General features: G+C 51.3%; 21 protein-coding genes. 7 read left to right on the top strand and 14 right to left on the bottom strand.

Annotated features, from left to right (window positions below; genetic code table 11):
- The first annotated feature begins 121 nt into the window (after window positions 1–121).
- Genes B0I18_RS08850 through B0I18_RS08840 form a run of 3 tightly spaced genes read left to right on the top strand, consistent with a single transcriptional unit; the run spans window position 122 to window position 1,537 of the window.
- Window positions 122–559, top strand: coding sequence for a hypothetical protein (locus B0I18_RS08850; RefSeq protein WP_106522326.1), 438 nt, complete (start codon window positions 122–124; stop codon window positions 557–559).
- Between the two features lie 49 nt (window positions 560–608).
- Window positions 609–1,052 carry a hypothetical protein gene (locus tag B0I18_RS08845; protein WP_106522325.1) on the top strand — a complete coding sequence of 148 codons (444 nt, stop codon included), beginning with the start codon at window positions 609–611 and terminating at the stop codon, window positions 1,050–1,052.
- 50 nt (window positions 1,053–1,102) lie between these two features.
- The gene (locus tag B0I18_RS08840) at window positions 1,103–1,537 is read left to right on the top strand and encodes a hypothetical protein (protein WP_106522324.1); all 435 of its coding nucleotides are present in this window, start codon (window positions 1,103–1,105) and stop codon (window positions 1,535–1,537) included.
- A gap of 255 nt (window positions 1,538–1,792) precedes the next feature.
- Here the strand turns inward: B0I18_RS08840 and B0I18_RS08835 are convergent, their stop codons facing one another.
- Together B0I18_RS08835 and B0I18_RS08830 are read right to left on the bottom strand one after the other, a co-directional pair.
- Entirely contained in the window at window positions 1,793–2,842 is a 1,050-nt protein-coding gene (locus B0I18_RS08835) for a hypothetical protein (RefSeq protein ID WP_106522323.1), read from the bottom strand.
- A gap of 196 nt (window positions 2,843–3,038) precedes the next feature.
- Complete coding sequence (locus B0I18_RS08830; protein ID WP_106522322.1) at window positions 3,039–5,951, bottom strand: BamA/TamA family outer membrane protein; 2,913 nt, start codon at window positions 5,949–5,951, stop codon at window positions 3,039–3,041.
- Window positions 5,952–6,084: 133 nt separating this feature from the next.
- Here B0I18_RS08830 and B0I18_RS08825 point away from each other — a divergent pair, with 133 nt between their 5' ends.
- Window positions 6,085–6,957, top strand: a complete 873-nt coding sequence (locus B0I18_RS08825) for a hypothetical protein (RefSeq protein ID WP_106522321.1) — start codon at window positions 6,085–6,087, stop codon at window positions 6,955–6,957.
- Window positions 6,958–7,033: 76 nt separating this feature from the next.
- Here B0I18_RS08825 and B0I18_RS08820 read toward each other — a convergent pair whose 3' ends face one another.
- Both B0I18_RS08820 and B0I18_RS08815 read right to left on the bottom strand, forming a co-directional pair.
- Complete coding sequence (locus tag B0I18_RS08820) at window positions 7,034–7,780, bottom strand: SDR family NAD(P)-dependent oxidoreductase (RefSeq protein WP_106522320.1); 747 nt, start codon at window positions 7,778–7,780, stop codon at window positions 7,034–7,036.
- A 196-nt stretch (window positions 7,781–7,976) separates the two neighbouring features.
- Complete coding sequence (locus B0I18_RS08815; protein ID WP_106522319.1) at window positions 7,977–8,555, bottom strand: TetR/AcrR family transcriptional regulator; 579 nt, start codon at window positions 8,553–8,555, stop codon at window positions 7,977–7,979.
- A 203-nt stretch (window positions 8,556–8,758) separates the two neighbouring features.
- On the opposite strand from B0I18_RS08815, the gene B0I18_RS08810 reads away from it, so the two are divergent.
- On the top strand, window positions 8,759–9,937 hold the full coding sequence (locus B0I18_RS08810) for a C1 family peptidase (protein ID WP_106522318.1): 1,179 nt from the start codon (window positions 8,759–8,761) through the stop codon (window positions 9,935–9,937).
- A gap of 86 nt (window positions 9,938–10,023) precedes the next feature.
- Here B0I18_RS08810 and B0I18_RS08805 read toward each other — a convergent pair whose 3' ends face one another.
- The 4 genes from B0I18_RS08805 to B0I18_RS08790 all read right to left on the bottom strand — a co-directional run bounded on the left by B0I18_RS08805 (window position 10,024) and on the right by B0I18_RS08790 (window position 12,486).
- A complete protein-coding gene (locus tag B0I18_RS08805; protein WP_106522317.1) occupies window positions 10,024–10,485 on the bottom strand; it encodes a YciI family protein in 462 nt (153 codons plus the stop codon).
- A gap of 63 nt (window positions 10,486–10,548) precedes the next feature.
- The gene (locus B0I18_RS08800) at window positions 10,549–11,001 is read right to left on the bottom strand and encodes a DoxX family protein (RefSeq protein ID WP_106522316.1); all 453 of its coding nucleotides are present in this window, start codon (window positions 10,999–11,001) and stop codon (window positions 10,549–10,551) included.
- Between the two features lie 58 nt (window positions 11,002–11,059).
- A complete protein-coding gene (locus tag B0I18_RS08795; protein WP_106522315.1) occupies window positions 11,060–11,626 on the bottom strand; it encodes a Crp/Fnr family transcriptional regulator in 567 nt (188 codons plus the stop codon).
- Between the two features lie 11 nt (window positions 11,627–11,637).
- Entirely contained in the window at window positions 11,638–12,486 is an 849-nt protein-coding gene (locus B0I18_RS08790) for a GNAT family N-acetyltransferase (RefSeq protein WP_181358392.1), read from the bottom strand.
- A gap of 160 nt (window positions 12,487–12,646) precedes the next feature.
- On the opposite strand from B0I18_RS08790, the gene B0I18_RS08785 reads away from it, so the two are divergent.
- Both B0I18_RS08785 and B0I18_RS08780 read left to right on the top strand, forming a co-directional pair.
- Window positions 12,647–13,006 (top strand): DUF1801 domain-containing protein, encoded by a 360-nt coding sequence (locus B0I18_RS08785; protein WP_106522598.1) that lies wholly within the window; start codon window positions 12,647–12,649, stop codon window positions 13,004–13,006.
- A 32-nt stretch (window positions 13,007–13,038) separates the two neighbouring features.
- Window positions 13,039–13,476: an SRPBCC family protein gene (locus B0I18_RS08780; protein ID WP_106522313.1), complete on the top strand. Its 438-nt coding sequence runs from the start codon at window positions 13,039–13,041 to the stop codon at window positions 13,474–13,476.
- 122 nt (window positions 13,477–13,598) lie between these two features.
- On the opposite strand, the gene B0I18_RS08775 is transcribed toward B0I18_RS08780, so the two are convergent.
- The 6 genes from B0I18_RS08775 to B0I18_RS08750 all read right to left on the bottom strand — a co-directional run bounded on the left by B0I18_RS08775 (window position 13,599) and on the right by B0I18_RS08750 (window position 19,804).
- Window positions 13,599–14,009: a nuclear transport factor 2 family protein gene (locus tag B0I18_RS08775; RefSeq protein WP_106522312.1), complete on the bottom strand. Its 411-nt coding sequence runs from the start codon at window positions 14,007–14,009 to the stop codon at window positions 13,599–13,601.
- Between the two features lie 137 nt (window positions 14,010–14,146).
- Window positions 14,147–14,671, bottom strand: a complete 525-nt coding sequence (locus tag B0I18_RS08770) for an anthrone oxygenase family protein (protein ID WP_106522311.1) — start codon at window positions 14,669–14,671, stop codon at window positions 14,147–14,149.
- 20 nt (window positions 14,672–14,691) lie between these two features.
- Window positions 14,692–15,009, bottom strand: a complete 318-nt coding sequence (locus B0I18_RS08765) for a c-type cytochrome (protein WP_106522310.1) — start codon at window positions 15,007–15,009, stop codon at window positions 14,692–14,694.
- 185 nt (window positions 15,010–15,194) lie between these two features.
- Window positions 15,195–15,983, bottom strand: a complete 789-nt coding sequence (locus tag B0I18_RS08760; RefSeq protein WP_106522309.1) for a helix-turn-helix transcriptional regulator — start codon at window positions 15,981–15,983, stop codon at window positions 15,195–15,197.
- Window positions 15,984–16,156: 173 nt separating this feature from the next.
- Entirely contained in the window at window positions 16,157–16,366 is a 210-nt protein-coding gene (locus B0I18_RS08755; protein WP_106522308.1) for a hypothetical protein, read from the bottom strand.
- Between the two features lie 153 nt (window positions 16,367–16,519).
- Entirely contained in the window at window positions 16,520–19,804 is a 3,285-nt protein-coding gene (locus B0I18_RS08750) for an ExeM/NucH family extracellular endonuclease (RefSeq protein ID WP_106522307.1), read from the bottom strand.
- Window positions 19,805–19,851: the final 47 nt, after the last annotated feature.

Raw genomic sequence — 19,851 nt, 5'->3', positions numbered from 1 at the left:
AGCACCAGCCAGAGCAGCTTTTTGATGCATGTGCTTTTTTACGATCGATCTTTCGACAGGTCTACACTTCCTTACACAAACCTTAATTTTTATTTCTTAATCCACTTAAACTAAACAACCGATGAAAAAGATCAGTTTATTAATTGCATTCCTCTTCTGCATGGGCATCAGCAAAAGCTTTGCCGGCTCTTTCACGATCCTGAATATCACACCCTGCTCCTTCCAGTTCTATAGCGGTATCGGTACCATCACCGACCCTGCTACCGGTGCACTTTATGGTTTCAACTTCGGACCCTTTACCGCGAATCAAGGTACCACCAGTTTTGCTAGCCCCAACCTGTACCCGGGCATCCAAAGCAACGCACAGGACATCCTGCTTCCCTACGGCTGTGTGGAAGGCATTAAAGTGATCGCACCGGGCGGTATCGCCTTTCATATGACCGCTTCCACGCCTTATAACCAATTCAACAGCCCCAATGCACCGGCTTGTAACAACGGGAATACTTATAGTATGTTCTGGAATGCAAATGGTTGCGATGTCGTTATCCTGATTATGTAAACAAGCCCTCCAGACACCATAGTTTTAACGCTTACCTCAATACGATACGATGAAAAAAATATTATCGGTGCTCGCTTTGCTCTTAAGCACAGGAATCGCCAACACTTTTGCGGGCACATTCAACATTATGAATATCACGCCTTGCCCTTTCCAATCCCCCGGTGGTCGCGGCGTGATTACCGATCCGGCTACGGGTACGCCTTATGTCTTTAGCTTTGGCCCGATGACGATCAATGCGGGTTCCAATGCCTTTGCCAACCCAACTTTATTACCAGGCTTCAGCACTACAGCCCCGGCGGGCTTGCAGACCTCAGGATGCGTGACCAGCGTTTACCTGGTCGGCCCGGCCATGCCCAGCATTTTCATGACGAATACTGCACCTTCCAACACGTACACCAGCACAAACAACCCGGCCTGCAACGGCGGTAACAATTATACGATTAACTGGAATACGGGCGGCAACAACTGCGATGTAGTCCTCTTCATTTTTTAATCGTTGACGTCTTAAAAAAAAGCATCTATCTCCAACCAATTAAATGACCTATGAAAAAAATCACGTTGATACTGACTTTGCTCCTGTATGCAGGGTTAAGCAATAGCTTCGCCGGCTCCCTGGCTATTCATAACATGACACCCTGTACCTTTACCCTGACCGGCGGTTTGGGCACGATTACAGACGGATCGACAGGCATGGTTTACGGGTTTAATTTCGGACCGGTAACACTACCCCCCGGCCCTACCAACTTTTCGAATGTAAGCTTGTTACCCGGGTTCAATACTATTGCCCCGCCTGCAACGCAGAGTTCCGGTTGCGTTTATCATACCAGGATGATCGGACCTGGTCCCGTGGATTTCTTTGTTAATCAGCAAACGCCGTTCATGAGTACCAACAATCCGTCCTGCAACGGTGGCAACAACTATGTAATGTCCTGGAACCTGAGCGGCAACGGATGCGACGTAGCGATCCTTATCTTTTAGTCCGGTAAGACTATTGGTTACAACATCGATATACACCGTAAAGAAAACGGGTTAAGCGCAATAGCTTAACCCGTTTTCCTTTTGCCCAAACTCAATACCGGCGACATATACAGGTCAGCACTGAACAGTGTTTCCAAACTTCCAAACCGTACTCCTGGTCTTCCTGTTTCCATCAGCGTTTTCGCGTAAAGCGATCCGATTAACTGCGTGGTTCGGGGGCTGCGTCAATGATTCAAAGCTTTCATATCCCGGAAATTACAAGCTACAGTTTGGAATTTTTTCAATCACCACTTCGCTGTTATTCAGCATGTATTGTTCGGATTGCTTATCTCCGAAACTCATGATCTGAGCAGCCCTGGCATTTATCATAAAAGTGCTGCCAGGATTTTCAATATTGAAAATCGTCTTTTTGAGTTGGTCTGCAGTACTGCAAAGCCCTATTGCTTTCCTGTTTTCTTCAATGCTCACCAAATTCTCTTTGTGATAATTTTCTAAATAAATAGAACATAAATACTGTACATAGAAGTGAGTTGTCCCATAGAAAGGACGTCCATGCATATTGCTGCCACCGTCCTGGATTCCCGCAAATTCTTCCGGCTTGATTAAGCCCGCTTGCAGCGCCTTCCGAAGAACCGGGCTAAACAAGGTATCGCCATCCCTCGACTGGTAGTTATGTAAAATAATGATATCGTAAGGAAAGCGATAACCCAAAAGCCCATTTTCGTCCAAAGGTGCTCCGAGCATGTCTTCACCAATAAAACCAAAGCGATCAAAGAGTTTAGAAAGGGCCAGCGATAGGGTATCGTTGGTCAAATTCATAATTTCTTTTATCGTCATGCTACCGGTTTGCCTCGATCGAACATGTACATCCTGGTCTTTTGTGTAAAGACTGTCGAGTGTAGCAACCAATTGGCCGGTACTTTCACCGAATTGCTTCCTGGATGTTTCCGCCGTTAAGAGCATATCTTTCCATTGTGCATCATTTTTAAGACTGGAATACTCAAAATATTTTGAGAAGAACTCTTTGCCCACACCTTTTTTTGCCAACTGCCAGCAAAACCTGATGGCTGACTTATTGCGGTTAGCTTTAATCGCAGCGATACTTGCATTAAACAGATCTCTTGCGAAAGGCTTTTGATTTATGGCAAAAGCCGAATCGAAATAAATTAAAGCAGTGCTGTAAGCACTATCAACGATCTGCAATTCGGCTTCGTTAATTAAGGCGTTGTACCGCTTATAATCGAACTCCCCGGACCATGAGTAATGGGCAAGCAGGAAGAAATATGTTAGCAGGAAAAGTTTCATTATTTGCTTATTAGGGTGAGAGAATCTAAATCTGTAAACTAATAACCTATTTAGGGATTGGGATACCTACAAACGCTTACTTTCGTTTGTACGATCCTCTGTTTAGGACAATGTCCTTATTTTTTGCGCTGCCTTAACGTTCAAAAAAATAAAGATCTTAATAAATCTAAAATTTTACGTATAAATTTTCCAGACGTTAGAACGTAAACGACAAATACCAGACCGGGGGTGCGGAAAAGCCCTGCTGCGGCCAGGCCAGGTCGAAACGAATGGGGTAACCCGCCAGCATGGTGCGGGCACTGCAACCAAATGACTGCAAATGGGTAGGTGCTGCGGGCAAGTGATCCAGTTTTCTTGCGGTGGCTGCAAAGTCGGTGAAAAGCCCGAGCTGCAGGTTGTTCAATGCGGAGAACCCGGTACGCAAGGGTATCTGCCGGCTGAATAAAGGGATATACAGATCGGCATTGAACAGTACATAACTGCCGCCATAGAGGCTGTTCTGCCGGTATCCGCGAAAAGGCGTTACCAGGGTCTGGAATGCGTAAGGCGCCTCCTGTTTAAAACGCACCGTAGTATCCGTTCTCGGCACAATGTTATTGTCTACCCCGCCAAAGTTATAGAGCACCTGGCTTTGTCCGCCGCTATGACCCAGGTTACCCCGCAGTACAAAATTAATATCGCGGTACAAGGGCTGGTGATAGCTGAAACGCAGTGCTGTAGCATACAACAGCGTGGCCTGTTTACCCGTCGATACCATCACATCGGTCAGCAGGCGGGCATCCCAGCCTTTATACAGGAAGGGGCTCAGGGCATGCAGCTTGTTTGCAGATACGGTAAACGTATTGATGCTCCACCATTGTTGCAGCGCCTCGAAGTTAAGACTATAACGGTCGGAGGCCAGGAATACCGTACGGTCGCGGCGCGCAGCCGCGGTAAAACATATAGACCAGTCGTAATGCAGGGGGTACTGTACACCCAGTTCATAATAGTGGGTCTTTACTTTGGCCATCTGCGGATAAGGCCGCCCCTGTTCATCCTTCCAGTCGCGTTGTGCATCGGGTTGCAGGCTTTCTACTTTCCTAAAAAACAGGACATGCCAGTCGAGGCGTTTGGCCGTATTTTCATAACGGAAGAAAAAGTCGCTACCCTCCGTACCCGCAGGCATACGATAACCGGTATTGAAATGGTGATTCTCGAACAGGTCGCTAAAACCGCCGTTGACCATAGCGCCTACCTCCGGGAATTTAAAAGAGCCCAGGTAGCCCTGGTAAGGCTGCATCCGGTTGATGTAATAATCATTGTTGATGCGTGCCGAGAAATAAGCGCTGTACAGCTGCAGGATATAAGGCCTTACTTTGCCCGGTGTATAGGCCAGGGCCCGCAACAGGCTGTCCCGTTGGCGGTTGGCAGCGCCTTTGCTGTCCTTACCTTTCAGTACGCCACCCAGGAAAGAAGCTTCCTCGTCTTTTTTCCATTGCCGCTCCAGGGCCGCCAGGCTATCCTGTCGCTGCTTATCTGCAAGGTAGTCGCGCAACCAGGGACGGATACGACTACCAGGCACTGCGGCCGGATATTGACCCGGGCTTAAAGTATCGTATTGCAAACTACCGGTCGTGCTTTGTTGTAAACGGATCGTGTTACCAGCCAACCCTTGGGGATCATAAAACGAAACATAAGCTGTATCGCGCCACAGGAGCCGGTCGGCCTGTTTTGCACTACCTTTTATACCCGTTATGGTTTTACTGTAAATACCATAGGGCTTGGTTATGCTGTCTGCATGATACAGGCTATCGGAAGGATAACCCGAACGGTAAAGCAATTGGGTATTACCTGCATCCCATGCGGGTTCCGTATTATCTTCCGGGTCGTCGGTAAGCGGGCTGAACCGCAGGCTAGCGGCGTTATACACGACAATATCACTTTTAGCCTTACGGTAAGCGGCCATCAGCCACTGATCGCGGCTCCAGCCCAGTATCGCGCTTACGCCATCTACCCCATACAGCTTATGTCGGTCGATCAAAGCGCCACCGGCGCCATAACGTTTTACCTGTACCCAGCCCTGTTCCGGCTGTACCGCATACCATTGTTTATCCGCTTCGGACCAATGCAGCAAAGGATAAGGATCGGCCTCGTGATCCTCCATCCAGGGCGGCAACAGGTAGCGCTGCACAGATTTGCTTTGCTGTTGCTGTTGTAATTGTGTAATGTTCGTAATATAGAGCCGGCGATTGTGCTCCTTTTCGGTTACATAAGCCACCTGTTTGCCATCGGCGCTGTATAGGAGCGTTTGTAACCTGCTGCCTTTATGTGCCTGCAACAGCTGGTCGCGGAGCGTATCTGTTGCGGATACCATTGTATCCATACGTTCGCGGTAAAAACGGAGACATTGTTGGGTAAGGGTATCGAGCGGGCGCTTGGCCACCAGGCGTACGGCGCGGCTCAGCGATTTACCTTTACGCAACTGGAACACCAGTTGCCGGGCCGCATCGGGCCGGTACCTGCGCGACAGGAAATAACAAAAGGCCTGTCCTGCCTGTTCCGGGTGAGCCGCGCTTAGCAGCTCCCAGTCCTGCCGGCTGCCCTGCAGCGATAACCAGTTATCTTCATCAACCAGGCGCCAGCCCCGGGCGAAATAGGCGATAGCCCCTTCGCGAAACCAGGCCGGCATTAATTGCCGCCTCGACAGAGCCTGCTCTTCCAGGTCGTTTTGAAATTGTTCTTCCCAGCATAACCGCGCCCATGCGCCGGCCAGCTGGGTACGGAAGTGCTCATACGAGCCATCGAAGGCCAGCGTAACGCGACTGCCTTTCAGGTATATAGTCGGGAACGGCAAATGCCCTTCACCCTTCAAGCCGATATTGGAAGTATATAACTGGTCGATCGCCGGGTACAGGATAATATTGGGTGTAGCTTTTACTGGAACCCCCATTTCCTTTTTTACCTTTTCGGCAATGAGGGGCAATTGTACCGAGGTAAAGCTGGCCAGGCTATCATAACCCTGCGGGTAGTAAACCCGGAAGGCGCCTACCGGCAATACCTTCCATTTATAGCGTTTATACTGGAAACGGTTGTACGCTACACCCGGAGCCTGGGCATAAGCAGGCGTCATACCCGGAAGGCATCCGCACAACAAAAGGCAACAGGTAAACAGGTATAATCTCCGAATCATCGCCATAAAGCTGGCGCAAAAATGTGTCTTTTTATTTAAAATCCTGTAACATTGTTTTCGATTCCAGTTTTTTATGCGTCCCGCTATTACCTTATCTGCCTGTCTTGTCCTGCTCTTTGCAGCGGGGCCCGCTTATGCCCAGCAATCGGTATGGGAAGGCGGCAGGGAAAAGATGACTTCGGTAAAAGAGAAAGGCGCTAAACAGGTAAGCAAAGTAAAGCAATGGCAAAAGCATATCCGGGAATGGGGTTTGGACAGCAATTACCGGCATGCCCTTGCACTGGGCCTGAGGCTGAACACCAATGGCTGGAGCGGCGGCCTGAGCTATCTCCGCAACGAAAGTCCCGGTAAAAAAGTGATCTGGCAACTTTACTTCTCAGGACTGCAACACGAAAAGGAAGTAAAGCAACAGCGCAGGGCAACGACCTATAATTACCTGGCAAAGAATACGTCCTATAGCCTGGGTAAGATCTACAACGCCTATACCCTGCAACTCGCATATGGCCGGGAGCAGATGCTGTTCCCCGCCCTGATCGACGGCAACCTGTCGCTAAGCCTGCGTTATGCGGCAGGTCCGGCACTGGCCTTGCTCAAGCCGTATTACCTGAACCTGCTTTATGTAACCTATACACCCGAAGAACATGCCTATGTGCAGAGCGAACGGTTTACCGGGGCGAATGCCAGTCAATTCCTCAACCCTGCTTATGTGCTGGGCAGCGACAAATGGAGCAAAGGTCTCGGCGAAACCAGGTTGATTCCCGGCCTCTTTGCAGAACTGGCGATAGCCCTTGAACCCGGCAGACCGGAGTCTTTTGTAAAAACCATTACCATAGGCGGCAATGCGGCGTTCTACACCAGCAAAATAGAAATCATGGCAGAGCGCAAAGCCTATCCCTACCAGGCCTGCTTCTTCGTGGGCCTTGCCTTTGGTAAACGCTGGAAATAAAACAATCAACCGCAGTGCCTCATACAACAAGGGAGCCATCCCTACGGATCGCTCCCCTGCCCCGCTACGGGTTTAATTATGCATTCAGTCCGCCATCGACATTAAGCGTGGTACCGGTAATAAATCCGGCTTCGGTGCTGGCCAGGTAAGCCACCGCCGAAGCCACCTCTTCCGAACGGCCATAACGGCCCAGGGGCATGCCGGCTTTTAACATCGCGGCAAAGTCGCCGTTATCCGGGTTCATATCGGTATCTACAGGTCCGGGTTGTATGGTATTTACGGTAATGCCGCGTTTGCCCAGGTCCCAGGCCCAGCCGCGTGTATAGCCTGCCACAGCTGCTTTGGAGCCGCCATATTCCGCCACACCGGCAAAACCGGCCCTGCTGCCATTTACGGAGCCAATAGAAATAATACGGCCGCCCTCACCCATATGCCGGGCCGCGGTACGCACCGCCGTCACTACCGCACGGATATTGATATCGATCTGCCGGTCCAGGGCATCGAGATCGTTGGCCGGATCGCCCGCAGGTGCAGTTACAAACACACCGGCGTTGTTAACAAGAATATCGAGCCGGCCCAAATCGGCAACCGTTTGCTCGATAGCCTCCGCAACAGCTTTGGCATCGCCGCTGTCTGTCTGTACCGCCAGCACGTTGCCGCCTGCGGCTTCTACTTCCTGCACCACGGCCCGCGCTTTATCACCCGCGCTGACATAGGTAAACACGACATGTGCCCCTTCTGCGGCTAAACGTTTTACAATAGCAGCGCCTATACCACGGCTGCCGCCGGTTACAAAGGCGACTTTGTCTTTGAATCTGGTCATGACCAAGTTGAAATTTAAGAATGAATATAAAATGAAATTATTATCTGGAATGATCATTCAATTATTATAAAAAAAGTTGTTTGTTCTAACATCTATACCTGGCTGCAAAATTCCTTCTAAACCTTGCTCTGCCAGGAGCTTGCTAAAAAATACTCTTATTTTAGAACGATCATTCTGTTTTAAATCAAAAAAATAATCAGGCACGGATCAGGGCAAACAATTGCCGGATCAGTTTCCGTACCTGCGCCGGGTTATGGTACAGGGTATAATGTTGCCAGAAGCCCGACAGGCTGCATTGTACCAGGCGGGCCAGCACCTGCGGATCCTTGTCTTTACCCAGTTCGCCCTGGTCCTGCGCCCTGGTCAGCAGCGCGGCAAATATGCGGGTTATCGTATCGGCGTTGGTCTTGAGTACCTGGTGGATCTCAGGATCAGATTCGCCCAGTTCGAAGGCAGCCTTAACGGCCATACAGGACTTCTTTTCCTGCAAAGTAGTATCTGCCGCTTTATTAATGATCTGTTCGAGGGCCTGCATCGGCGAACGATATTGCCTGGCCATCGCCTTGTAACAGCTTTCGGCCTCCGACACATAACTATCGAGACATTGCAGGAACAAGGCATGCTTATCGCCATAAGTATCGTAAATGCTCCCCCGGTTGAGGCCCATACCCTGCACAAGGTCTTCCATGGAAGTGGCCTGGTAGCCCTTCTCCCAGAAAAGACTGCGTGCCCGGAGCAAACGCTCCGCCGGATCGAACTCTTTTGTACGTGCCACGATGCAAAGATACTATTACCGGAACGGTCATTCCAAATTATCAGTCTTATAGCTTTATCAATTTTACCGATAGCGCCACAGGCCCGTTTAACGCGCGAATAACAAATAATAACCGCTTTCCGCCGGGAATCCCCCCTTTTACGGTAGCATTTTCTGGCAATATGGTTATACCTTAGCGCCCAGTTTTACGTAATCTTGTACTAATGAAGAAACTAATTTTGACAATGGGCCTCTCTATGCCCATGTGGGCCTTTGCCCAGGACAACCTGGTGAAATCGCTGGATAAAAATGCCAGCGACAGTTCTAAATCGAAGTTCAAATTCACAGAAGTGATCGGCCTTGCCAATACTTCGGTAAAGAACCAGGCCAGTTCCGGTACCTGCTGGAGCTATTCTACCAACTCTTTCCTCGAAAGTGAAATGATACATGCAGGCCGTAAACCTGTAGAACTGGCGCAGATCTTCTCGGCCCGCAATGTGTATGCCGATAAGGCCGACAGCTATATCCGCATGCATGGATCCGTAAGCTGGGGCGATGGCGGCGCTTGTCATGATGTGATCAATATGTACGCTAAATACGGCGCGATGCCGCAATCGCTCTATACCGGGCTCCAATACGGCACCACGAAGAATAAGTTTGCAGAAATGCAGGAAGTACTGAAAGCCATGCTGGATGCCTGGGTTAAAAACCCGAACGGCAAGCTCTCCCCCAACTGGAAAAGGGCCTTTAATGCGGTAATGGACTCTTACCTGGGCGCTGTACCCGAAACCTTTACCTGGGAAGGCAAAACCTACACCCCGCGCAGCTTTGCGGATGAAGTGGTCGGCCTTAATCCCGCCGACTATATCGAACTGTCTTCGTTTACCGACAAAGCTTACTACAAAAAATCCATCCTGATGGTACCGGATAACTGGAGTATGGATAAGGTGTATAACGTGAAGATGGAGGATATCACCAATATTATCGACAACGCCCTGAATAAAGGCTATACCATTGCCTGGGCTACCGATGTAAGCGAAAAATATTTCAGCTGGAAAAACGGTATGGCTTATGTTCCGGAGAAAGACTATGACGAGATGGACGAGGAGGAAAAGAAAAACATATTCGATGGTCCGAAGCCGGAACGGGTAATTACCCCCGAACTGCGCCAGGCTGCCTTCGATAACTATACCACTACCGACGACCACGGCATGCATATTGTAGGCCTGGCCAAAGACCAGACCGGCAGGGAATACTATATCGTAAAAAACTCCTGGGGTACGACCAACGATTACAAAGGCTACCTGTATGTAACCAAGAATTATGTACGTTATAAAACGACTGCATTCCTGCTGAATAAAAAAGCGATCCCGCAGGAACTGCGGACCAAAATGAAGATCTGATAGATTCCGATGGCCACAACAAACGGAAAAGCCGCAGCCTGTGCTGTGGCTTTTTCTTTATTCCGGCCCCATAGGTGCAAGTTCGCCTAGGGCTTCTTTTGTTCGATCTGTTCGTGTACGCCCAGGTAAGCCGGCAGGGCCGCAGAGCCGTACCAGTCGTACAGTTCAGCGGCCAGTAACCCGGCCGTTACTGCAGGGTCCGTATCCAGTAAGCCTTCCGCTTCTGTTTTATCTTTAACCGCAAGTATAAAAATGCCCCGGTATTGTTTGTCGTTTTTCCCCATCGGGCCGGCAACCACCAGTTTACCTTCATGCGCCAGCCGGCCTATATTGGCCAGGTGCCCGGCAAACAGGCTGTCGGTTATCTTTTTGTCCTTCATGACGGCCGGTCCCGTCTTCAGGATCACCAGTACATACCCTTTCATGCCATAGGCATCGGCGCCGAGGCTATCGGCCAGCTTCTTATTATAGACGGCAGGCGCGTGTTGCGCGGCTGCAGGCAGGGCGGGTATAACCAGGCAGAGGGTGATAAAAAAAATCCTAAACATAGGTTAGAGGTATAATACACACCAAAGATAACCGTCAGGGCGGTAGTAACAACCGCTACGGACCTAAAACCTGACAGCCGAAAGGTATACCCAGGCGATAAATAAGAGTTGCATCGGCACGCGGAACCAGAGATAGCCCAATCCTTTACCGGTATAGGTCCCTTTTTCATAATCGAGATGCAGCGCGGCTGCATAAATATTTGCGGGCAACAGCAGGATAAAGAAAACAATAAGCGCCACGCCCACAGGCATGCGTACCGCGGGCACCAACAGCCCCAGGGCGGCAGTAATCTCGAATACCCCCGTTAAATAAATGATGGCCGTTCTGTATGGGATGCCCGGTGGCAGCATCATCGACATACCTTTAGTAAACAGGAAATGCCCCAGGGCGGTAAACAACAACATGGCAGCCATGGCAATACGCGCCGCAAAGGCAATATCGACCGCCGCCGCCGCTACTTTCATGATCAGCAGGGCCAGTACAAAGACGATTAAAAGCAACAGGAGTGGTTTCATGGGTTTCAACTTTTTTACAAAGTTGCGACCATTCCTCCGGCCGGACAATGAACCCGGGTTAAGAAATACGCCGGCGGATACGGCTCAGGGCCTGTGGTGTAACACCGATATAGGAGGCAATATATTTAAGCGGCACCTGCAACAAGAGGTGGGGTTGCTCTGAAAACAGCGCCAGGTAACGCTCTTCGGCTGTCTCCTGTAATAAGGAAAGCTCGCGGCGCGATTTCTTCATAAAAATGTCTTCGGCGGCCAGCCGGCCCACCAGGTTACCTACGGCCGTTTCGCGGTAAACATCCTGCAGATCTTTGTAGCTGAGCCGCCACAGCGTGGTAGCCGTAAGGGTCTCTACATGATAAACGGAGGGTTGGCGCAGCAGGAAGGAATCATAAGCGCTGACGAACTGGTTGGTAAAGGTAAAGGCAAAAGTGAGCTCCTGCTCTATGCCGGGCATATAATACCGTACCGCACCGTCCTCGATAAAAGACAAATAATTTTCGGTCTGGCCTGCACGCAACAGCAGGGTCTTACGCGGCAGTTCCACCCGTTCCAGTTTCAACCGGAAGTAAGCCCAGTCCTGCTCCGACATGGCCGTCATTTGCCCGAAATACGCCCTGATCTTTTCCATAGTATTCCGTATTAGCTCAGGGGCATAGCCATTTCGTATTGCCTGATAAACATTTCCAGTCCTGCCCTTTCCAGGAAGGCAAGGGTGGCGCCCGCATCTGCCGGGATATTAACCAGCGTCACAGGTTTTGTACCGTCCTGGCTGATATGGCGGAACAGCGCTGTGGCCAATCCCCTGCCCCGGTATGCTTTATCTACGGCAAATTGCGCGATACGGTTCTGCTGGTTGTATGCTGCATAAGCCACCAACCGGTCTCCTTCGCAGATACCGGCTATACGATAAGCACTGCCTGCATTACGCAAGGCCGTCTGCCCGTTCTGCCAGGCGGGTTGCCAGTCCCAGAAGGTTTGCATATAGGCCCAATCGGGTTGCTGTATTTCCTGTACCTCCCAATTACCGGCTCCCGGTAATTGCGGCGTTCCTTTAAAACACAGGAATTCGCGTTGTTGGGTATAACCCGTTGCCTTATAACTTTTAATCGCCGGCTCGTTCTTATCGATCACTTCCAGCAAAGCCTTAGCGGCGCCCCGGGCCTTCAATACAGGTAATATAAAGCGGTACATGGCCTGCGTTACCTGCCGGCCGCGATAAGCGGGCAATACGCCGGTACCGGCATTATATACGGTAAATTCCCCTTGCACCGTATCGGCGCCATGCAGGATAAACCCTACGAGCTCGTCCCCGTCGAAAGCGCCGGCAGAGAGGCTTAACACTACAGAATCGTTGATCAGTTTCTGCTGCAACTGTTCGGTATTGAGTTGAATCGGTACAAAATATTCTGCAAAAGCGGCATTAAAAACTGTTGTCAATTGTGCCGCTGCAACCTGTTCCAATGTAGCGAAGCGAAGTGTATGGGCCATAAACCGGGATATAACGTGATGTACTATTAACCAGGGCAAGTTAAACAAATTATGAGCGGCTCGACGCAAAGAACGGCGCATTATACCCGCTTTTTTGTCTGAATCCCCCCTTTGGCGGGAGGCGGTATTGCAAGACCTTTGCCTAGAACAAGACATTGCTATGGAAAACACAACAAAAGTAAACGCCTTTATGGCCGGGCTGGAACATCCCCTGAAAGCCGAACTGGAAGCGGTATGCAAGATCATCCGCGAAGCAGCGCCCGGCATTACAGAAGATATTAAATGGGGCGGGCCCAGTTATGCCTACAAAGGCGATATGGCAACGATCAATCCGAAGATCATGAAGTATGTAGCCGTGATCTTTCATAAAGGCGACCTGCTGCCCAAAGTATCCGATTTTTTTGAAGAGGCCACTAAAGGCAAGGTCTATGCCAAATTCTATGATATGGCTGCTGTTAAAGCGAATAAAAAAGCCCTGCAACAAATGGTACGCAACTGGGTCCAACTTATGGGCCAGTAAGCCGTTATTACTATAATCTAAAAAAGTACAATATGGAAAAGCTGGAATTTAAAATCAGGATCGAGGCATCGCGCGAAAAGATCTGGGACGTCCTTTGGGGCGATAGCACTTACCCGCAGTGGACAGCGCCGTTTTCGGAGGGTTCCCGTGCGGAAGGCGACTGGAGTAAGGGAAGCAAGGTATCTTTCCTCAACGCTGACGACGAAGGCATGATCGCCACCGTGGTAGAAAACATCCCTAATGAACAGATGTCGATCAGGCATATCGGCATGGTGAACAAAGGCGTGGTAGACTACGACAGTGCAGCCACACAAGCCTGGTCCGGGGCTATGGAAGAGTACTGGCTGACCACGATAGCCGATCAGTCGGAACTGACCGTAAAAACCGACATTACGGAAGAATACAAAGACTATTTTACCCGGGCCTGGCCCAAAGCCCTGGAAGTGGTAAAGACCCTCGCGGAACAATAAACGAAGAGCATGCCGGTAAGGGGTTTCGCTTACCGGCCGTAAAGCTGGCACAGCAGGGTTACACCCGATAAAGGAGCCGCCTCTCTATTAGAGGCGGCTTTATGAAACTTGTACCCTGACCTTTATAAGCGGCGATCGCTTTCGGCGATCTCCAGGTCATTGATGCTGGCATAACGTTTGCGCATCAGGCCATGCTCATCAAATTCCCAGTTTTCATTACCATAAGCACGGAACCATTGCCCGGCTTCGTTCCGGTATTCGTACTCGAAACGAACCGCAATGCGGTTATCCATAAAGGCCCATAGTTCCTTGCGGAGTTTATAACCCAGCTCGCGCTGCCACTTACCGCTCAGAAAGGCGACCACTTCGGCCCGGCCATTAATAAACTGCGAACGGTTACGCCATTCGGTATCGACCGTATAGGCCAGTGCAACCCGCTCCGGGTCGCGGCTGTTCCAGGCATCTTCGGCAAGTTGCACTTTTTCCCGGGCGGTATCCAGGTTGAACGGCGGTAAAGGAAGTTTCTGTTCCATTGCTTACAATTGTTGGTTGAAAGGAAGCAGGATCGCTGCATCCCGCACAAAGTTCGCAAGGCCGGGCGGAAGGTTATGGTGGAGATAGCGCTTTCAATGGTGTTATTTACCGATCGATAAATTTTACCATTTGCCGGTCACTCCTGTATCCGGATGCCTGTACGAACCGCTGTGCGGCTAATACAGGCCAATACCGCAAAGACCAGGGCCAGTACAGCAAAAACAGTACGCACATGATTTAAGGTATTCCAGCGGCTTTCGAATGCCGCCCGGTGCATCCGCAGCTGATCGGCGGTACTGTTATCCAGCACTAATTTATCCAGTGCCTCGTTCATCGGCACATTGCCCGTTATGGTAACGCCAAACACACCCAGGACATAAGCAGCAGTAGCCAGCAGCAATAGCCAGCAACGTGTTGTAAGACCGCCGGTACGGTAAGCAGTCCAGGTACCCAGGGGCAGCAACAGCAAGGCGCCCATAAAACAGCAGAGAAAAAGCGGGTTAAGAATAGCCCGGTTAATGGATTGCATGGCATTAAGGTATTCCAGGTCGGGCAGGCGTCCCAGGCCGGGCACTACGGAGCAGGAATAAGCATAAAAAAGGCCGGCCATTAATGCCGCCACGATCGTGGCCAGGAGCAGGATCAGTTCTGAGGTTTTCATTTGTATGGGATTGTGTGTTTTTATTTACGCAGTGCTTTAATATAGAGCACGATCAGGTTGATCTGCCCTTCGTTCAGTTTCTTTTGCCAGGCGGGCATAATATTGCGCCCTTCGCTGATGACCCGGATGTAACCGGCATCGTCGAGTTTGCTGATCTGCAGGTTACGCGCGCCAAACAGGCCTTTGGTACCGTCTTTGCCATGACAGCGCGCACATTTTTTTTCATACAGTTCTTTACCGCCATCGTATACCTGCTCTTTGGGTATAAAGGCGCTCAGGCCTGTAAACAGGAAGAGCGGCACGATAACGGCCGCCAGCCGGCGTCGCTTTTGTAACATAGTCGAAGATTTATAAAAGATGAAACCCGGAGGTAAGCATTGCGCAGTATCCCCCGGGAGACGGCCCCTACCGGTACCGGGCGCCGCTAACGGGATTATGGCATGACAGGCATGATTACCTTTTTGTGTGGATACAAAGGTAGCACGTCACGAAGGGGGTAAAATAGAAGGAATCCGACAAAGTATCAGGCTACCTCGCCTGATTGGCGCAGGTACTGGCGGGGCGAAAAGCCGGTAAACTCCCTGAAGGTGCGGGTAAAATGGCTCTGGTCGGCATAGTCGTGCGCGAAGGCAATATCGGTAAGCCGCCCGTAGTCGCTGTTGTTCAGCTGGCCCATGGCAGCGCGAAACCTGCTGATGCGGATAAAGAGTTTGGGGCTCATACCGACAAATGCCTTAAAAGCCCTTTCCAGGCTGCGTTCCGTTACATAGATATCGCGCGTCAGTTCTTCGATGGTGATATTGCCCCGTTTAGCCATGATACGGCTTACAGCGTATTCCACCTTATCGCGTGAAGGCACATCCCCCTTCACGGCGCCGGAAAGAAAGCCGGAGAGCATATCGACCTGCTGCGCCCCGGTATTGCTGTTCAGCAACTGCTCCAGCAGCCGTTGCCGGCCGGCCTGGTGTATATCAGCGCCATCCATACAATCGTCGGTAAGCAGGCTGGCATCGAGCCCGAACACGGTTTTTAATACCAGGGGACTAAAGAAGACGCCGGTAGTCTTAAAGTTACCTTCCAGGGTAATGAGGCTGTGTTTTGTAGTAGCGCCGTAGAGGAATAAGGGAGGCAGCTTCTTCCCGGCCTTATACATCGTACCGCTGTCGCTATGCTGAAAAATGAGGCCGGGCCTGCCATCGGCTATCGTACGGAATACTTTGGGCATTGTGCCGGAACCATCGTCTTCCAGGGTCCAGAAGGAATGGACTTTATCTTTCAGGGCAGGCGGTATGTCGAATTGCTTGTATTGCATACGGAGTGGCGATGTACAAATATCGTTTTTTCCCGCGATACGTTTACGTTAAAATACAAAACCATATGAAACCGGTTAAATCCCGGACAGGCCGCAGCTGGCTGTCCTGTCCGGGATCCGGCGCCTGCGAAATATTTCATGCATACTACCGGTAGGAAAGCGGGCAATACTGCTTATGAAGGCTGCTTGTCGCCAATACCGGTTATTGCAAAACCAAAAATGTCTTTATTCACTTTAACGAAATCCAGCCATTCGGGCTCCTCTTTGCGGTTCTTCAGCTCACTGTTCAGATGATCCATTCCGATAGGGCTGATCTCGATGCGGCTTACCCGTTTGCCTGCTTTTACATACTCCTCGTAGGTAGCGTCTATTTGCTTCAGCATAATGTAGTAATATAATGGTTATACAACGCAATATTATTACAGGAATACAGAAGAAAACGGCGGGAACACATAATTTATCCCAAACTTAATATTGAAGCGGGAAGCTATTCCAGCCTGTTTCATCAGGGTTCGGATACCGTCATACTAATGGGATCATTGTTTTACAAAACGGCCGTTATAGATGATCCCGTTGCCACTCCGGATACTCAAAGCATAAACACCTGGCTGCAGGCGGTTTACATCCAACTGCAATACCCCGGCTGTAACCGGCCGCTCTCCGCGGAGCAACACCTGGCTCATGGTATTGACCACCTCGACCAGCACAGTTCCCGCTGCAGACACACCAGCAACCCTGAGCGTGTGCTGTACGGGGTTGGGATAGATTGTAGCAGTACCCTCTTCGAAATACACCTGCCGTACCGGGCCGTACACGGGCTGCCCATTGTCGCCTGTGTACCTTATCCGGTACAGGTTCCAACCTTTTAACGGTTGCTGGTCGGCGAAACTATAATCTATTGCTGCAAGCGTATTACCCCGTACAGGCACTTCGGCCAAAGGCTTCCAATCGCCCTCCCGGCCGGCTCTTTCAACCAGGAACGGATCGCTATGCGTTTGGGGTCCGGTGGTCCAGTTCAGTTGCACGGCTGCAGCTTGTTTCGTAGCTGTAAAACGGATCAGGCCCAGCGGTAGCGGCGTACCCAGGTTGAGCCCTACGATTACCGGGTCGTGGTCGGAAGAGCGGTAAGGCGTGGCGGTATAGTAGTTGCCCAAAGGGTTGATCATATCGCTGCCGCCATCATCAACCGTATCGTTATAATCGAGGTATACCGGTTCCGCGGCATTGATATTCCATTCGGAAGCGCCGGCCACATGCGTATGGAGCGTACTGCTGACAATAGCATGATCCAGCGAACCGATCTGCCCGTCGAACTGGTAGGAATAATTAGACCCGGTGCTCAACACGCTGTAACCCGCAGCACGAAGCATATCCAGCGGATCCTCCTCGTAGTAAGCATTGTAATCGCCAACAGCAATAATACGATCCGTTCCCGATACCGGGATCACGGTATTGTTGAAGAAATGCAGCAGGGCCTGGGATTGCAGCTTCCGGCGATCGTTATAGCAGGACTGGCCATCGAGCAGGTCGGTATCGGCGCCGGTACTGCCGGTACACCCTTTCGATTTGTAATGATTCACCGCAAAGCTGAACAGCTCCGCAGATCCCGCCACCTGGAAAGTTTGTACCAATGGCGGCCGGTTAAAGCTATCGCTCGGGCTCAGCATGGCTGCGCCTACCGGCGTCAGCGTTGCCGGTTTATAGATCAGCCCGCAACGGATGGCGTCGGTACCATAGGTCTGGATCGTTGCCCCGTCGTTGATAAAGCTATACGTTGCCGGGCCCATTACGGCGTTAAGCCCATTGACCAGGTCCTGTATGGCAGAACCGGGACCCGTTCCGTCGTTTTCGATTTCCAGCAGCCCTACGGCATCGGCATTCATCTGCGCCAGGGCACTAATGATCTTGGTCCGCTGCCTGTTAAATTCCGCTACGGAATGTGCACCACGTTCGGTAGGAAACCCGCCGCCGGCGCCGTTCCCGTTAAAGTAATTGAGTACATTAAAACTGGCGACTTTAATATTGGCCGCACCGACCGGCGGTAATGCAGGCCGGGGCGCATAGCTGAATACAGGCGGGGCCGTGGTTACGGGCTGTATACGGTACACATTGAACGCGTAACCCATAATACCCGTAAGGTTATTCGTAGTACTGCCCAGTCTTAACGTATGATCCACGGAGTCGGCATAAGGCAGCGTTGTGGTGGTATTACGGCCATCGTCCAGCAGGATACTGCGTACCGCGTTACTGTTCTTTAAAGCATTGATCGCAGCTACATTAGCCGCGCCGCTGCTTGTAGTGCCTTCAGGCGTTATATCGTTGGGATCGACCAGCTGTGTGGGCTGGTATACCGCGCCACCGGCCGACAGCCCCACCTCGCCGAAGCGACCGAGCGTATAGTTATTGGTTACCGTAAGCACACCGGGAAACCGGACCAGCATACCCTCGTAAGCCTCCAGGTCGGCCGCTGCATTAACCGGCAACAAGATATCCGTGGCCGTGGGTAAGGATATATCATGCGCCAATACAATAACAGAGGGTGTATTGAAAACAGCCTGGTTAAACGAAGGACTGGCGCCGCTTTCGAGCACGGCGCCCGTTACGCGTACCCGGTCGCCCACAACCACAGCCGCAGGCGATACCACAAAAATACCTTCGGAGGTTGCCGGGTTGGCATCGGCATCCACATCTTCTTCCTGGATATAAAAGCCTGCAGGGCTCAGAACGGGATAAACGCCGGTTACCACGGCTTCTGCCGTATAAGTGCCCGCTGTTGCCGTTGCACCTGCACCCTGTATGGTATGGATGCGGGTGACCGCTACCTCGTTATCTGTAATGATTATAGAAGCCACGGCCGGCGATACCGTATACCCCCCGGCGGCCGATAACAACGACAGGATCACGGTTTCATTGCCTTCGGTGAGCGTATCGTCCAATACAGTGATGGGAAGGGTTGCCATAGTTGCAGCACCGGGTAGGAAAATGCTGCCTGCACCGGCATCGGTATAGTCCGTGCCGGCCAGTGCCGTACCCGAGAGGCTGTAAGTAACGGTAATACCGCCTGCAGGCGCAGGACTGCCAAGATTGATCATAAAGCTGCCATTGGTTGCGGGTTCTGCGCCGTTGTTACCAGCCGCGGCGTAAACTATATGGGCCGCGGCAACCGGGGGTTCGGCCGCACTGGCGGTGTTCTGCGGGTTGATCGCGGACTGCACTACAAAATCAGAACCGTTTACATCCGTATCATAAGCATTGCCCGCCGCAGCTTCGGTACCGCCGGCAGCAAGGCTCACAGCCGTCGATGCAGCCGAGGCTTTACGCTCTGCCGAAGTCGTTGCGCCGGGTGCAGGAGTATTGGTCCCGCCTTCATTACAATTGGCGTTGGTGGCAAAACCGACAAAGTCGACGATCTGTGCCCCGGCGGGGCAAGCGCCGCTTAATACCGTGGTATTGCTGACCAGGGCCACCTTACCACCGGCAGCCGCCATAGCAATGGAGCCCGTTGCATCGGGCACAGGTAAAGGTGTAGTGCCACCCGCGCCCTGCGCCTGCCGTACCAGGTAAAAACCATAGGCCGGTATGGTACCCGCCAGGTCGGTCTTCTGCCAACTGGTACCCGTAGCCGCTGCATATTGTACCGACCAGCCCGTAAGCACAACAGGGGCCGCCGTGGGGTTGTATAATTCTATAAAATCGTGCGTATACGTTGCGCCTGTATTACCGCCGCCGCCATAAATCTCGCTGATCACCACATGCCCGGCCACCTGCGCAAAGGCCGTAGATACTGGTAAAAAACAAAGTGTAAACAGTATTCTTTTCATACATTAAAAAAATTTTGACGAACATATTTTCACACTATTACCAAACC

This window comes from Taibaiella chishuiensis (assembly GCF_003014535.1).
Lineage (GTDB): Bacteria > Bacteroidota > Bacteroidia > Chitinophagales > Chitinophagaceae > Taibaiella > Taibaiella chishuiensis.
The sequence above is the reverse complement of the archived record's forward strand: the minus strand, read 5'-3'. Positions and strand labels throughout refer to the sequence as shown.

Coding starts and splice junctions, on each gene's coding strand:
- B0I18_RS08755 (WP_106522308.1), bottom strand. CDS start 16,366: ATGCTGAAGCAAATAGACGCTACCTACGAGGAGTATGTAAAAGCAGGC.
- B0I18_RS08775 (WP_106522312.1), bottom strand. CDS start 14,009: ATGGAACAGAAACTTCCTTTACCGCCGTTCAACCTGGATACCGCCCGG.
- B0I18_RS08750 (WP_106522307.1), bottom strand. CDS start 19,804: ATGAAAAGAATACTGTTTACACTTTGTTTTTTACCAGTATCTACGGCC.
- B0I18_RS08810 (WP_106522318.1), top strand. CDS start 8,759: ATGAAGAAACTAATTTTGACAATGGGCCTCTCTATGCCCATGTGGGCC.
- B0I18_RS08850 (WP_106522326.1), top strand. CDS start 122: ATGAAAAAGATCAGTTTATTAATTGCATTCCTCTTCTGCATGGGCATC.
- B0I18_RS08825 (WP_106522321.1), top strand. CDS start 6,085: ATGCGTCCCGCTATTACCTTATCTGCCTGTCTTGTCCTGCTCTTTGCA.
- B0I18_RS08845 (WP_106522325.1), top strand. CDS start 609: ATGAAAAAAATATTATCGGTGCTCGCTTTGCTCTTAAGCACAGGAATC.
- B0I18_RS08795 (WP_106522315.1), bottom strand. CDS start 11,626: ATGGAAAAGATCAGGGCGTATTTCGGGCAAATGACGGCCATGTCGGAG.
- B0I18_RS08805 (WP_106522317.1), bottom strand. CDS start 10,485: ATGTTTAGGATTTTTTTTATCACCCTCTGCCTGGTTATACCCGCCCTG.
- B0I18_RS08835 (WP_106522323.1), bottom strand. CDS start 2,842: ATGAAACTTTTCCTGCTAACATATTTCTTCCTGCTTGCCCATTACTCA.
- B0I18_RS08780 (WP_106522313.1), top strand. CDS start 13,039: ATGGAAAAGCTGGAATTTAAAATCAGGATCGAGGCATCGCGCGAAAAG.
- B0I18_RS08770 (WP_106522311.1), bottom strand. CDS start 14,671: ATGAAAACCTCAGAACTGATCCTGCTCCTGGCCACGATCGTGGCGGCA.
- B0I18_RS08760 (WP_106522309.1), bottom strand. CDS start 15,983: ATGCAATACAAGCAATTCGACATACCGCCTGCCCTGAAAGATAAAGTC.
- B0I18_RS08840 (WP_106522324.1), top strand. CDS start 1,103: ATGAAAAAAATCACGTTGATACTGACTTTGCTCCTGTATGCAGGGTTA.
- B0I18_RS08765 (WP_106522310.1), bottom strand. CDS start 15,009: ATGTTACAAAAGCGACGCCGGCTGGCGGCCGTTATCGTGCCGCTCTTC.
- B0I18_RS08790 (WP_181358392.1), bottom strand. CDS start 12,486: ATGGCCCATACACTTCGCTTCGCTACATTGGAACAGGTTGCAGCGGCA.
- B0I18_RS08785 (WP_106522598.1), top strand. CDS start 12,647: ATGGAAAACACAACAAAAGTAAACGCCTTTATGGCCGGGCTGGAACAT.
- B0I18_RS08830 (WP_106522322.1), bottom strand. CDS start 5,951: ATGACGCCTGCTTATGCCCAGGCTCCGGGTGTAGCGTACAACCGTTTC.
- B0I18_RS08800 (WP_106522316.1), bottom strand. CDS start 11,001: ATGAAACCACTCCTGTTGCTTTTAATCGTCTTTGTACTGGCCCTGCTG.
- B0I18_RS08820 (WP_106522320.1), bottom strand. CDS start 7,780: ATGACCAGATTCAAAGACAAAGTCGCCTTTGTAACCGGCGGCAGCCGT.